14 protein-coding genes and 1 pseudogene are annotated in these 12965 nt (G+C 68.1%); 2 read left to right on the top strand and 13 right to left on the bottom strand.

The features are described 5' to 3' along the window. Positions 1 to 147 precede the first annotated feature (147 nt). The 8 genes and pseudogenes from Raf01_RS37400 to Raf01_RS37365 form a co-directional block, all read right to left on the bottom strand. Positions 148 to 755: pseudogene (locus Raf01_RS37400) on the bottom strand (class I SAM-dependent DNA methyltransferase); the annotation flags it as partial. Between the two features lie 179 nt (positions 756 to 934). Then, positions 935 to 1369 (bottom strand): S26 family signal peptidase, encoded by a 435-nt coding sequence (locus Raf01_RS37395; protein ID WP_239134273.1) that lies wholly within the window; start codon positions 1367 to 1369, stop codon positions 935 to 937. Positions 1370 to 1380: 11 nt separating this feature from the next. Then, positions 1381 to 3246: an ABC transporter ATP-binding protein gene (locus Raf01_RS37390; RefSeq protein WP_203922828.1), complete on the bottom strand. Its 1866-nt coding sequence runs from the start codon at positions 3244 to 3246 to the stop codon at positions 1381 to 1383. Beyond that, on the bottom strand, positions 3243 to 3785 hold the full coding sequence (locus Raf01_RS37385; RefSeq protein ID WP_203922827.1) for a TlpA family protein disulfide reductase: 543 nt from the start codon (positions 3783 to 3785) through the stop codon (positions 3243 to 3245). Before Raf01_RS37385 ends, Raf01_RS37390 begins: the two co-directional genes overlap by 4 nt. 16 nt (positions 3786 to 3801) lie before the next feature. Then, a complete protein-coding gene (locus tag Raf01_RS51015) occupies positions 3802 to 4374 on the bottom strand; it encodes a MauE/DoxX family redox-associated membrane protein (protein ID WP_373319697.1) in 573 nt (190 codons plus the stop codon). A gap of 437 nt (positions 4375 to 4811) precedes the next feature. Further along, positions 4812 to 5231, bottom strand: coding sequence for a hypothetical protein (locus tag Raf01_RS37375; protein ID WP_203922825.1), 420 nt, complete (start codon positions 5229 to 5231; stop codon positions 4812 to 4814). 294 nt (positions 5232 to 5525) lie between these two features. Further along, positions 5526 to 5741, bottom strand: coding sequence for a hypothetical protein (locus Raf01_RS37370; RefSeq protein WP_203922824.1), 216 nt, complete (start codon positions 5739 to 5741; stop codon positions 5526 to 5528). A 657-nt stretch (positions 5742 to 6398) separates the two neighbouring features. Further along, positions 6399 to 6689, bottom strand: a complete 291-nt coding sequence (locus Raf01_RS37365) for a response regulator transcription factor (RefSeq protein ID WP_203922823.1) — start codon at positions 6687 to 6689, stop codon at positions 6399 to 6401. Between the two features lie 471 nt (positions 6690 to 7160). Here Raf01_RS37365 and Raf01_RS37360 point away from each other — a divergent pair, with 471 nt between their 5' ends. Next, positions 7161 to 7829, top strand: coding sequence for an alpha/beta fold hydrolase (locus Raf01_RS37360; RefSeq protein WP_203922822.1), 669 nt, complete (start codon positions 7161 to 7163; stop codon positions 7827 to 7829). A gap of 285 nt (positions 7830 to 8114) precedes the next feature. On the opposite strand, the gene Raf01_RS37355 is transcribed toward Raf01_RS37360, so the two are convergent. The 5 genes from Raf01_RS37355 to Raf01_RS50100 all read right to left on the bottom strand — a co-directional run bounded on the left by Raf01_RS37355 (position 8115) and on the right by Raf01_RS50100 (position 12349). Then, complete coding sequence (locus tag Raf01_RS37355) at positions 8115 to 8543, bottom strand: SRPBCC family protein (protein ID WP_203922821.1); 429 nt, start codon at positions 8541 to 8543, stop codon at positions 8115 to 8117. 82 nt (positions 8544 to 8625) lie between these two features. Beyond that, positions 8626 to 9099, bottom strand: a complete 474-nt coding sequence (locus Raf01_RS37350; protein WP_203922820.1) for a MarR family winged helix-turn-helix transcriptional regulator — start codon at positions 9097 to 9099, stop codon at positions 8626 to 8628. Then, complete coding sequence (locus Raf01_RS37345; protein WP_203922819.1) at positions 9096 to 9974, bottom strand: N-acyl homoserine lactonase family protein; 879 nt, start codon at positions 9972 to 9974, stop codon at positions 9096 to 9098. The genes Raf01_RS37350 and Raf01_RS37345 overlap by 4 nt, the downstream gene beginning before the upstream one ends. 534 nt (positions 9975 to 10508) lie before the next feature. Further along, positions 10509 to 11690, bottom strand: a complete 1182-nt coding sequence (locus tag Raf01_RS37340) for an ankyrin repeat domain-containing protein (RefSeq protein WP_203922818.1) — start codon at positions 11688 to 11690, stop codon at positions 10509 to 10511. After that, complete coding sequence (locus Raf01_RS50100) at positions 11687 to 12349, bottom strand: hypothetical protein (RefSeq protein WP_239134272.1); 663 nt, start codon at positions 12347 to 12349, stop codon at positions 11687 to 11689. Before Raf01_RS50100 ends, Raf01_RS37340 begins: the two co-directional genes overlap by 4 nt. 12 nt (positions 12350 to 12361) lie before the next feature. Between Raf01_RS50100 and Raf01_RS50095 the strand changes: the two genes are divergently transcribed. Further along, complete coding sequence (locus Raf01_RS50095; protein ID WP_239134271.1) at positions 12362 to 12904, top strand: hypothetical protein; 543 nt, start codon at positions 12362 to 12364, stop codon at positions 12902 to 12904. The last annotated feature ends 61 nt before the right edge of the window (positions 12905 to 12965 follow it).

The following is a 12965-nucleotide window of genomic DNA, read 5'->3' as shown; positions in this document are numbered from 1 at the left end:
TAATGACTAGATTCGGAGTCCCAGGCGGGGACGGTCGCACGGCGCACCTGCGGAATCTGCCGCGTGTCGCTCCGGCCGATCGCACTCCACGCTGTTGCGTTGGCGACGCGCCTGATGTTCTCGTCGTGATAGATCGGGTAGTCCTGGTCGGAGCACGTCGGCGACTGGCGTGACGCCGGCGAAGGCGAGTTCCAGGCCTTCGGCCGCGTCAAGCTCATCCCAGCTCACCGTGCTGGCGAGAGTCGGCCCCGACGGCTTCCGCTTGCGCGAATCGGGGTTGCGGCCGAGGAGTGCCTGCAGGCCGGCGATCCACTCCGCGACGGTCGGCGGAGCGATCTGCTGACCGTCCACAGTGGTGGTGTCGGGGGTGAGATGCCAGAACCACAGGGCCGTCCAGGCGTCCAGGACGCGGCGGAGTCGTTGATAGGCGCCGTTCGGGTCGGCGAGGGCGCGCTCGATCTGTTCGCGTTGCACGGCGCCGCCGGCCGGTAGCTCGCCGGCCTCCCAGACCGGGATCGAGCGGCGGATCTCCGGTTCGGCGATGTCGAGGCGGCGGTACGCGATCTGCCAGAGTGTTTCGACGCGGTGCGCCAGTTCCACGTACAAGTCGACGGTTTGCTTTGTGGGTTTGATTTTGGTGGTGTTGCGCCACGTCTTGAGCAGTTCCGCGGCGTCGGGGGCGAGGCGGCGGCCTCCTTGGCGTCGGCGGCGGCGCCCCAGCCGTCGGCCGGCAGCGGGAAATGGTGGACGCCGTCGCGCCAGCGATGCTGATCGAGAATCGCCCCGCCGTCGTCGAACTGTCGATCCGCGACATCCACCGACTGCCCCGCGACGACATCCATCTCTTCAACTTCGAAGCTACGACCCTGATCCCAGGCGTGCCGTGGCCGCGCGAGCAGCCGGGCTCGCGCTGGGTGTCCATCCCGCCCGCGTTTCAGCGCAGGCGTCTGACAACCGCGCCGAGGACCAGGTCGCCGGGAATGCATCCGAAGGTTCGGGAGTCGAGGCTGCCCTCGGAGTTGTCACCGAGCAGGACGAGATGGCGCGGGGGCACGTGGATCTCACGACCGGCGGCGGCGGACACCGAGTCCGGCACGGGGTCGCCGGGCAGCGCGGCGACGCGTTTGATCAGCCATGGGCGGTCGGATCCGGGCTGGTAGGAGTGGTGAAGAGTCGGCCATGAGACGACGACCACGTTGCCAACGGTCAGTCGTTCCAGAGGCGAGCGCCGGACGAGGACCCGGTCCCCGTCGGCGAACGCGGGCGCCATGCTGTCGCCGGTCACGGTGACCGCGACCCAGCGGCCGGCCGCCCAGCGCACCGCCGCGACGGCCAGTGCCGCCAGCACGAGCAGTCCCGCCAGTCCCACCAGCACAATCGTCATTCCGTTGCCCCAACCCGAGTGTCGTATCCGCTGGCCTGTAGCCGGAACAGCCGCGCATAGATGCCCTCGGCGGCAAGTAGCTCCTCGTGACTGCCCAGCTCGGTTACCTGCCCCTCTGCCAGGACGGCGATCTGGTCGGCGTCGCGGACCGAGCCGAGCCGGTGCGAAATGAGCACGCTGGTGCGTCCGGCGCGGTGCGCGGCCAGCTCGGTGTGGATCGCGTGCTCGGCCTCGGCGTCCAGACCGGAGGCGGGCTCGTCGAGGATCAGCAGGTCGCGGGCGTCGCGCAGGAACGCCCGCGCCAGCGCGACGCGCTGCCGCTGCCCGCCCGAGAGCAGCACCCCGGTGTCGGGGTTGGCCTTGTCCTCGGAGTCGAAGTACATCCGCGACAGCAGCGTGTCGTAGCCGCGGGGCAGCCCGGAGAGCAGGTCGTGCACGCCGGCCCGACGCGCGGCCAACTCGACTCCGTCGCCTCGCCCGCCGCCGATGTCGTCCGCGCCATCGACACCGCCGAGCTCGATGTTCTCCCGCGCGCTCAGCTCGTAGGACATGAAGTCCTGGAAGACCGCGCCGATCCGGCGGCGCAGCTCGGCCACGGACAGGTCGCGCAGGTCCACGCCGTCCCACAGCACCGCACCGCGCGTCGGGTCGTAGAACCGGCACAGGAGCTTGACCAGGGTGGATTTGCCAGCCCCGTTGCGTCCCACCAGCGCTACCGACCGCCCGAAGGGGATGTGCAGATTGACGCCTTGCAGCACCCACGGGTGACCTTCGCTGTAGCGGAACCACACGTCGCAGAACTCGATGCCGCGGCGCAGCGGGCCCACCGGCACCGGCTGCGCGGGCTCGGTCAGGTCCGGCTCCGCCCGCACCACGGCGCGGTAGTGGCCGAACAGCAGCAGGGCGTTGTGCGCCGCGGCCAGCCGGTCGATGACGGTGCCCAGCGCGCCCTGCACCCCGGCGACGGCGGTGACGAACACGGACACGTCTCCCACCGTCAGCCGCCCAGCGCGTGCGGCCAGCACCGCCCAGACCAGCCCGCCACCGGTGACAGCCGCGCTCAGCACGCCGAGGGCGCCCTGGGCGGCGAACTCGCGCCGGTCCAGGGCCCGGCGTACGGCGTTCGTAGAACCGAGTTCGGCGAGCATTCGGCGGCGGAACAGCGGCCCGAGCCCGAACAGCCGGGCCTCCTTAGCCGCCTCTAGGCTGCTCAGCAGATCGGCGTAGAACATCTCGCGGCGCTGGGCCGGGGTGATTCCCTTCATCGCCTTTGCGCGGATTCGGCTCAGCCGCAGCTCCGTGGCCAAGGCCGGGAGAGCGGCGATCACTGCGATGGGTGCCATCAGCCAGTTCAGCGTGGTCAGCGCGGCCAGCAAGCCGACCAGAGTGAGGCCCGACTGTGCGGCGCCCAGGACGCCTTCGACCACCGCGGTCGGGCCGATGCGGCTGTGCTCCTGCGCCATGAGCAGCCGGTCCTGGAAGGCCGGATCCTCCAACCGGGCCAGCCCACGCAGCCGCCCGGTGGCAGCGTAGAGGCGGTCGCGGGTATGCAGCCCGACGCGGCGGTCGAGTTCGAGCCGCAGATACTTCGCGGCCTGAGCGAGCATGGCCCCCAGCAGACCGCACCCGGCCAGCGCGGCGGCTGGCGCCAGCACCCCGCCGGTGCCGGCACCGATGCGGTCGAGCGCGAGCTTGGTCAGCCACGTGGCCAGGACGGGGACCAGACCGCCCAGCACGCTGGCCACCACATAGCCGGCCAGCACCGCCGGCGCGGCGCGCCAGGCCACCCCCAGCGCCTCGGCGACTTCTCCGGTGATTCTGGTGCCACCGCGCCGCGCGGGCCGCCCCTTCGTACCGTTCATACAGTGGTATGGGTCAATAGCGCCTCCAGGCGGTACCCACTCGCCGTCACGATTCCGTCCGCGTCGACCGTGGCCATCGCTGGCAGTCCCTCGACCTTCAGGGCTTTGGCGAGCGGCCCCTCTTCCAGTTCCGTGACGACATCGGCCACCGGACGCATGTCCTCGATGATGCCGCGGACGTCCTTCGGCATGCCGACGGCCACCCCCAGCACGCGGCCGTCGAATGCCTTGGCGTACTCAATGAAGCCCGGCAGGCGCTGCACACAGGCGGAGCAGGTCGACGAGAAGAACCCGATCAGCAGCGGCCCGGTGTTCGGCGCGACGGCACCGTCCACTGTGGTGGCGGAGAACGCGGGCAACGGCGATCCGGCCCGCATGATGAAGTAGCCTGCGTCAGGATCCTCTGCCGCCTCGCCGCTGAGCGCCTTGCCGATGAGATCCGCGTGCTCACGCAGCCGCCGGACGATGCCCAGCGTGAGGACCAGGTTGACGACCACCAGCGCGCCGAACAGCACCAGCGCGGCGATGACAAACAGCATCAAGGGCTCCTACCGACTACCGACGGTTTCCCACCGCATCCCGCGGCGGGGCAATCCTGAACAGGGCGACCAGATCGTCGAAAAGAACCAGGAGCGCCGCGATCGGTGCACCGGCGACCACCGCCAACACGACCCCCGGGGCGGCGTACCCGCCGCCTCCCGCGGCCAGGGGTCCGGTGACCGCCAGCGCGAGCAGGAGCACGTTGCGCACGACCTGGGCGAGCCCCAGCGGCGTGTCCCGCACCCCGAAACAGTGGCAGGGCGCACGCTCGCCCCGCCGCAGCAGGACGCCGATGGCGATGGTGAAGACCAGCAGCAGAACCGCGGCGCCGAGAAAACCGAGCAGCAACACCGCCCGCCCGGCGCCGAGGACAGCCATGACCCCACCCGCCACCAAAGCCGCGACGGTGGCCGACTCGGCCACCGTCGCCGCCGTTGCGGCCCTCCCGCGCCATTTCCGCGGGAGAAGGTCTAGCGGGCCCGCCGTGGCCACAAAGACCCGGAAGCGACTCCCGCCGAGCTTGCCCCGCACGGAAACGAAGAACACTCCGGCCAGTGCGACGGCACAGGCAAGACCGACGTAATCCATCGACAGTCAGCAGGTATAGCTGGTACCGCACCTGCCGCACGAGCCTATCGCGTTTTGGGAGTAGGCAAGATAGCCGAATTTGCAGCCGCAGTACCAGGGACACTGAGGCGGGTTGGCCCTGGCGGTCACCTGGGGTACCACACGGCCGAGCAGCCGGTCCCCGAGCTTCTCCAGCGTCTTGATCACTTGTCCTCCACTCACTCTGGGCGGCCAACGAGCACAAGGCCGCGTCTGGGCATACGCGGCGATGCGCTGGAAGCCAGCGTTGAACGCGTTCGCTATTACCTTCAGCGACCGATTCCCGGCCGCTGAAACCTACTAACAAGATCGCCGGAAACACCGTTCAAGAAACAGGCCCGTCATCCGGGCCAGAGTTGTGCCGCATCACGCGGGTGGCCATCCGTCGTGAACCCAGTGGGAGCAGGGTGTTGCTCTGATCAGCGACCGGTGATCGTGAACCCGGTAACCTCCAGGTCGTAGCCGTCAAAGACGTAGTTCGTCCAATCGGCGAGGTTGTCGCTGATGACGCCGCCGGTCGGGCTGTAGTACCAGACTGTCCCCGAGTTGTTGTGCGTGTAGATCCTGGACACGTCGTAGTACTTTGGGTAGATATCGACCGAGCCGTTGTTGGCCCAGCAGTACCAAGTCCCGCTGATCTTCATGTCCCAGAAGTCGTCGCCGACGTAGCAACCCACCTGATTGGTGTCGGGTTGCATGCCCGTCCCGGCCTCGATCGCGCCGACGGGCAGCACCGAGTGGGGAGCGGCAGTGGATTGGGGCGACGTGGGCGTGGCTGCGGCCGCCGCCGTCCCGGTGATAGCAATCGAACCCAGTAGCGACATGAGCGGAACAGCCACCAACGCTCGCGCTCGCATGCCTTTCCGGCGACGTGGCCGCGCTGCCTGTCCCCGCTGCTCTGACGTAGATGTCATACAACATCCCCTCACGAACGAAAGCAGCGGTATCGCTGCGCGTGCCACAGGTGAGTCTGCTTCAGCAACCTCGCACGATTGTCTGCACACTATCGACCGCGCTGAAGGTTGACATCAATCAATAGTTGTAGATCGACCTGAACCTAGGTGGTAGCCCTGAGCGCGGAACGCCGGCTACTCCTCAACAGATACGCAACCGGGGACGACTCGATCTCCGGTTTAACCAAGCTTTACGCCAGAGCCCAGCACGCGGAACGTGGTGCCGGTGGCCGGATCGTAGTGGGCGAAGGCCCAGTCGTCGGCGGTGCCGAGAAAGTCCAGCCTGCACAACGCGATACCGGGCTCGTCGACGTCGATGTCGCCGGCGTCTTCGTCGCCGGTGTCGAGGTGGCCGATGACGTAGCCGGGCGCTGTTGCATAGCGGGTTCGATCCACGCGTCACAACCGGATCGCTACCGCGTCTGCGACGGGTCGGGCCGCCACCGCCACCGCCAGCAGCCCGCGCGGTGACGGCGGGCAACACCGCGACGCCGACCCGGCCCCGGACCTGATCGCCGACCTGCTAGAGCCCGGCCACGACCAGGCCGCGGCCACCCACGCCGCGGCGGTCTACGGCGACTGCGCTTACGGCACCGGCGAGATGCTCGACCAACTCCCCAGGCGGGGATCGACGTCAAGACGAAAGCGCAAGCACCCAACGCGCCGGGCGAGAAGTTCACCAAAGACCAGTTCGACATCGACCTGCAATACCAGCAGGTCACGTGCCCGGGCGGCGTCACGATCCCGATCCGTGCGGTCAGTGGCCACCCCGCAACGCCGGCAAGGCCGACTTCGGACCCGCCTGCCCGCTGCGTGCGCAGTGCACCGATTCCAAGACCGGACGCCACATCACGTATCTCGAGTCTGGTCGCGCCGGCCCGTCTCGCTGAACGCGCCGATCAGAAGGCTCACCGCAAAAGCGTCGGGTCGCTGGCCGACCACCAATGTTCAATGCCCGAGACTACAAGGCACGGCACGCGGTTGGGGCGCACGGCCTCGGCGTCGTCGCGGCTCGGAAGTTCGGCCATCGGCACCCGCGTTCATCGCCGGCCGTCAGCCGACCAGACCGTTTTCATAGGCGACGATCACCAGCTGGGCGCGGTCACGCGCGCCGAGCTTGGCGAGCAGCCGACCGATGTGAGTCTTGGTGGTCGGCATCGAGATGTGCAGCCGTGCGCAGATCTCCTGGTTGGATAGGCCGAGACCGACGAGCTTCAGCGTTTCACGTTCGGGACCGGTCAGGCCGCGAAGGTCGCGGGCGCCGCGGCTGACCGGCGGGCGCGCGGGACTTGGCCCAGGGCCGGCCTCGGGTTCGGATCCGCGCGTGCGGGCGGGCGGGGACATGGCGCGGCCGGCGTAGGCGGCGATCAGCCGGCGAGGTAGCGCCCGGCGCGAGCAGGCAGTCGCCGCCCGCGACGATCCGGATCGCGCTGAACGTGCGGCACACGCCGAGAAAGTACGACATCGGCCTCGTCCTGTTGCAGGTCAACCACGACGGCACCGTCTGGCTGCAGGCAGGACCAACCGGCGCGATCGACCCACCGGCACTCCCCCGCGTCTACGGCTGGGTCGATCCCAGCCAACCGGAGACGGCACCTCACGGAACGGCTCGCCAGACGACCGACCTCACTCCGGCGATTCGGCAAGCTTGGCGGCAAACGGGCATTGGTTGGCGTTCTAACGGTAGTAAGCCACACCTTGATCCGGTGACACTTTCTCCACGCGGTGATCTTCGGTCGCGCACAGCGCCCGACCGAACCACATGTCATCGGGGCGGCGTGCCTCGATGCCGCGGCTGGAGAGAGGGAGAAACGCATGGCGACGTTCGTCCTTGTGCCCGGCGCTTGGAAGGGCTCCTGGGCGTTCGAGGCGGTGGTTCCGCTGCTGGAGCGTGCTGGTCATACTGTTCACGCCCTGACCCTGACCGGTCTGGCGCCAGACGACGACACCGCGACGGTCGCGACCGCCAACCTCGACACGCATGCCGACGACGTGTTGCGGCACCTCGACCGCCACCACATCGCCAGCGCGACGCTGGTCGGTCACAGCTACGCCGGGATGGTGATCGCCGCCGCCGCCGATCGCGCCGACGGTCGGATCTCCCGACTGGTGCATCTCGACGCCTTCGTACCGCGCGATGGCGAGTCGTGGTGGTCGTCAGCGAACGAGTACTTCCGGGACGTGGTTGCTGCCGGCGCCGCGGCTACCGGCTACGCGGTCCGACCGCCGGACGGCGGCGATCCCCGCCGCCGTCCCCATCCCCTCGCCTCGTTCCTGCAAACGATCCGGCTCACCGGCGCCGCCGGCCGCGTGCCCCGTCGGGAGTTCGTCTACTGCTCGGGATGGGAAGACCGGACGCCGTTCGCTGAACTCCGTGCCCGACTCGAAGCCGATCCCGACTGGCAGGTCCACGACCTTCCCACCGGACACGACGCGATGCACGAGGCCCCGGAGGCGGTCGCCGCAATACTGCTCGGCGATTGAATTGCGGATGTGTCCGGACCGGCCGTGGCCGGACGCTGGCGCTTACCTCACCCGCGCCGACCACGTGCCGGTCTCCCGCCGCTGGGTGACCGCGCTTGGGCACGAGCAGGACCTCAAACCGCACCGCTGCAGGCCGATTCAGTTCGACCGTTGAGCTGCGGTTTGTGTCCGAGACGATCACAGGGCACCCACGTGAGGGAGGAGCGTGTGGGGCAGTTTGCACGCACGTGCGCACCCATCCCGCCCGGGGTCGGCGGCGGTGCACTGGCCTACCCGGCTGGCACCTCACCTCTCCAGGAGGTTTCGCAATACTTCCAGGTTCTGCGCCACGGCTTGTTTGACGGAATGCTTTGCTATGCCTGCGAGAGCGCCTCGGGCGCCTCGGCCCGTGAGTTCGATCTCGTTAATCAGTCGGGTGGCGTCGTTCGTCGGCTCTAGCAGGTATGTAAGGCTGCCGTCGAACACGCCCAACCCGCCGTGTATGACGAGGCGGCGGTTGGGTGCGAACTCGGTGATTTCGAGGGATTCTTCCATCGGGTGGGGCAGGGTGCGGACCTGTCGATAGACTGTTCCGACGCCGATCGGGCCGGTACCTATCCGGCGAGTCTGGCGGATCGCGTAGTTCCATCTCGGCAGGTTTTCCAGGTCGGACAGGTACGCGAACACCGCATCCACGGGACGCTGAATCAGAAGGTCGTTGCTGAACCGTGCCATCATGCGCTCCTTGATTCGATTGTTGTGGGTCGCGGGGTTGTGGTGTGGCGCGACCGTCAGCCGCGTCGGGGCGGCCGGCCGGTCACGATGGCCTCCCCTTGCGGTGTTCCCGCCGACGGGCGAGGGCCTGGCCGGCGGGGAAGGCGTTGGCCAACGTCCGCAGCAGCGCGAGGGTCGGTTCGACGGGTTGGCCGGTGATGAGGGTTTCGATGGTGTGGTGCAGGCGTTCCTCGACGGTGGCCACCCGGCGGGCGAGTTCGCTGCCGGCGGGGGTGAGGGTGAGGGTGACGTGGCGTCGGTCGGTCGGGTCGGGTTCGCGGTTGATCAGCCCGGTCCGGACGAGTCGGTCGACGAGTCGGCTGGGGTTGTCGCCGGTCTCGCAGACCAGCAGCTCACCCAGCCCGCTCACGCTCAGCGGTTGATGATCGGCCAGCACGCGGAGCGTTTCGGCCTGTGAGGGTGTCAGGTCCAGTGGTCGGAGGTCGGCGGCGTAGAGGCGGTTGCCCTCGCGTTGGATCGCGAGGATCAGGTATCGCAGTTCCTCGGCCGGGGTCATCGTTGTACGGATGCGTTCTGGACGGTGGCGAGGAGGTTGGCGGCGTTGGGGTCGTGTGCGGCGAGGACGACGAGGTCGGGGTGTCGCTGTCGCAGCGTGTTGACCATCCCGATGGTGTCGCGCATCTGTCGGCGGTTGCCGGCGCCGGGGATGTTGCCTGCCGCGAGGAGGCGGGCGTCGTAGGTCAGGTCGCCGACCATCAGCAGCGGCGGTCGCCCGGGCCGGCGTACCAGCATGGACAGGGATCCGGGTGTGTGGCCGGGGGTCGGAAGCAGCACGATGGCGCCGTCGCCGAACAGGTCGTGCCCGCTGGTGAAGGGACCGAGGTCGGGGTCGTTGATCGGTTCGGGCTGGATCTGCTGCCACCGCAGCCGGGGCAGGATGATGTGTGAGCGCAGGAATCCCCGTGGTTCGGGTGAGGGGCGCATCATCTCCTGCCACTCGGCCGGGGTGGTGACGATGGTGGTGTTGCGGCCCGCGAGTTCGGGGAGACCGCCGATGTGGTCCTGGTGTAGGTGGGACAGCACCGCGGTGTGCACGTCGGCGATGTCGTGGCCGAGGGTGTGAAGTCGGGCGTTGAGGGTTTCGTGGGGTTCGATGGCGAACTTCGCGAGGCGGTCGTAGACGAGCCCGTTGAGCCCCTTGGGGAAGTAGTTCGGGTCGGTGACCGAGGCGCGGTCCTGGCCGGTGTCGAACAGGACGAGGCCCTCGCGGTGCTCGATGACGTAGGCGTTGATGGGCCGGGGCGGCGTCCACCGCCGCGACGTGAACAGCCACCAGTACAGCGGCTTCCACGTCGGGCCGACGTGCTCGGGGTGAATGGCGACGGTGCCGGTACTGACCACGGATACGCGGCGGATCGGGTCCGAGTTCATGAAGACGTGCTCCTTCAAGGCTCGACGTCGTAATCGATGTCGTGTCATTAAGTTACACGACATCTAACTGGAAGGGCAACGCCCATGATCGGGATTTCCTGTTCCGGCCGGAGCTGCGGCCCAGACCGCGCCGAGGACATGTCCCGGCGCCAACGTCACCGGCCGGATCGGCCTGGACGACCTGCGCCGCGTTCTTCGCGGACCGGGCGGACGAGCAGCGAGGCAGGGCGCCACGTCGGGATGTCGTTCAATCCCCTGGTTCGGCGTCGAGGTTCTGTCCTGTCGATCATGTAAGCCAGATGACCGCTGCTACAGAAGATCAGTGGGCTCGACGAACTGGACTGCGGCCTTCTTACGCGGTGACCGCAAGCCGAACCGAACGCTGGCTGGGTGAGGTCGAAGGTATCGACCTCACCCTCACCTTTCTGCGTCAAGCCAGATGAGGCACGGCGACTGTCCCAGCGGCCCTTGCTACAGATCCGATCCTCAGCTCCCACCGACACCGAATCGCCGTAGACGTCGCCTTGGCCCGGCCTACCACTGCCCGAGCTGCCGGTTGAGTTCCTCAAGCAGGTCGACGACCTCCAGCCTGCTGGTACCGGTGGGCGGGACGCGTGTGGTGCCGTAGGCGAGCTCGACCAACGCCGAGCGTGTGGCAGCGAGTTCGCCTGCGGTGACATCCAACTGTTGCCACGATGCGTTGTCCGCCTGCACGAGCTGGTTGCGTAGCCGCAGGGCCACGGTCCGTGGTGTATCGGCGTCGACGCCCGTCCGAGTTGCCCACTCGTCGTCGCCGAGGTCGTCCAGAACGATGTCAATGACGCTGGCCAACAAGCGCAGCATCCGCGGGTCACTCGTGAGCCGGACACCGGTCGGAGTGATCCGGACGACGGTGCGGATGATTGGCACGTCGTCCAGGCCGGCGTGGTGTTCGCCCAGCATGAACTGGACGTTCTGGTGCTGCCAGCCGCGCGCCAGTTCCAGGGCGGTCATGCCATCGGTGCTGACCGTGTCGATAGCGGCGCCAGCCAACAGCAGGGCGGCGATGACCGGTTGTTCGTTGCGCTCGATCGCGTGCATCAACGCGGTCCGTCCCTGCGGGTCGGGAATGTCTACCTCGGCGCCCGCCTGCAGGAGCACGTCCACCGCAGCATGATCTCCTCGACGGGCGGCGATGACGAGCGCCGGCGTGCCATCGGAGCGCCGCTGGTTGACGTTCGCGCCGCTCATCAGGAGAAGACGCAGGACCACAGGTGCGACGGATCGCATGACTGCGGTGATCAGAGGCGCCTCCTCGCCTGGGTGTGGTGTTGCCCCCGCTTCCAGCAGCACCCGCAGCGTGGCAAGGGCCGCCGGTCGAGGACGGTGCCGCGTGTAGGACACGGCTTCCGTCAAGACGCTCGTCCTTGTCGTGGGCTCCGCCTGGAGTGCCCCCTGGGCGATGAAATACTGCACCACGCCCGTATGTGCTTCGAGCACAGCGACGCGCAGCGGCGTCACGTGAAAGTAACCGAAGGGTCCGATACGGGCGCCGGCGTCCACCAGCAGACCGACGATTCCCAGCTTGCCGCTGCGCGCTGCCTCGATGAGCACCGACCCCCGGTACCGGCTCGCCGCAGCATTCGGGTCCGCCCCGTCAGTGAGCGCCTGCACGACGGCCACCTCGTCACCGGTCTGCACCGCCTCGATGAGTTGCTGATCGACAGCATGGTTCATCGATCATCACCTCCCTTCAGGTCAGCGAACGCGCGAAGGTGCAGTCGCGTCGCCACGTTGCCGGCGAACCAGACGAAGTAGTCGTTGGTCGAGTCGAGACCCGCGCGGACCGTGTCGCACCAGTCGGGCCGGTCGAGCACCGTGAGGTACTGCTGCACGATGCGGTCACGCTGCTCGGTGGTGCACCCGCATCGGCGTGAGGGCTTGTCCGTCAGGTGGTCGGCGATGATCGCGGCGTTGACGTACCGGTTCACCGTGGGGACCTGCCGGGCAAGGTGAGCCGCGTGTGCAGCCAGGACGATGGGTGCCGGTGGATAGTGCTCGAGGGTCATACCCATGCCACCGCAGTTGGCCATGATCTTCAGGAGTCGGCCGGTGTGATCGATCAGGTCATCGTCAACCTCGGCACCTGTGATCGCTTCGCGCAGGTGAGCGGCGGTAGCGACCCGCCCGGCGAAGTAGCCGTTGAGGAAGTCGCCATCACAGGCGTGGCGCAGCAACCACCCGCGGGAGGCGTACATCCAGTGGTGGCACAGCGCCTCGACGACGTAGACCCGGCCCCAGCCAGCGACGCGTTGGGCTAGCCACAGCAGCGCCGATTCGCCTCCGCGGCGGCGTTGCAGCGCCTCCGCGGCCAACGGCCCAAACCGGTTCGACAACAGGCCGATAGTTTGGATCAGCGCAATGTCTTCCTCGGCCCAGTCTGTGACCAACAGCGCCAGCCCGACGGTCGCGGCGCAGCGGTCCGTACTGTGCCGTACCAGCCACCGGCCGGTTTGCCGCACTCGCTGCCGGTCGGCCCGCAGTGCCGCGGCGGCGATGTGCTCGTTGCGGTGGATCGGTACGTGGACGTCGTGGAACGCGTCGGCGAGTTCGCTTGGTGGCGCATCGGTCTTGGCGAAGTGCCTGTCGAGGATGGCGGCGACGTCGGCGCCCTCGAGTCGCCGATCTTCTGGAGGCTGGGGTCGCGGCCGCCGACGGTGGAGTTCGTCATCGGGATACGGCTCGCCGTCGCGCGGCAGAACGCCGTCAGGACTTTGCTGATGAAGGCGAAGAGCGTGTGCGAACAGAGTGTTCTGGGGTCCGAGCAATCCGGGCTCGGTCGTCACGCTCACCGGCGGACGGAGGACTCGATTCTCACGATCATGGCGGCGATGATGCCACCCCAGTCCGACCTGAGCAACTACGGTCTGTCTCAAAGTCGTGTTTGTTGACTCGTCTGACAGGGCCAGTTCACCCCGGAGCAGCAACGCACCGTCAACGCGGCCGTCGAGG

Origin of the sequence: Rugosimonospora africana (assembly GCF_016862975.1) — a bacterium.
Taxonomy (GTDB): domain Bacteria; phylum Actinomycetota; class Actinomycetes; order Mycobacteriales; family Micromonosporaceae; genus Rugosimonospora; species Rugosimonospora africana.
This window is presented reverse-complemented; position numbering and strand designations above follow the sequence as displayed.

Coding starts and splice junctions, on each gene's coding strand:
- Raf01_RS37355 (WP_203922821.1), bottom strand. CDS start 8,543: ATGGCACGGTTCAGCAACGACCTTCTGATTCAGCGTCCCGTGGATGCG.
- Raf01_RS37390 (WP_203922828.1), bottom strand. CDS start 3,246: ATGAACGGTACGAAGGGGCGGCCCGCGCGGCGCGGTGGCACCAGAATC.
- Raf01_RS37350 (WP_203922820.1), bottom strand. CDS start 9,099: ATGACCCCGGCCGAGGAACTGCGATACCTGATCCTCGCGATCCAACGC.
- Raf01_RS37345 (WP_203922819.1), bottom strand. CDS start 9,974: ATGAACTCGGACCCGATCCGCCGCGTATCCGTGGTCAGTACCGGCACC.
- Raf01_RS37385 (WP_203922827.1), bottom strand. CDS start 3,785: ATGCTGTTTGTCATCGCCGCGCTGGTGCTGTTCGGCGCGCTGGTGGTC.
- Raf01_RS37365 (WP_203922823.1), bottom strand. CDS start 6,689: ATGTCCCCGCCCGCCCGCACGCGCGGATCCGAACCCGAGGCCGGCCCT.
- Raf01_RS37360 (WP_203922822.1), top strand. CDS start 7,161: ATGGCGACGTTCGTCCTTGTGCCCGGCGCTTGGAAGGGCTCCTGGGCG.
- Raf01_RS37340 (WP_203922818.1), bottom strand. CDS start 11,690: ATGAACCATGCTGTCGATCAGCAACTCATCGAGGCGGTGCAGACCGGT.
- Raf01_RS51015 (WP_373319697.1), bottom strand. CDS start 4,374: ATGGATTACGTCGGTCTTGCCTGTGCCGTCGCACTGGCCGGAGTGTTC.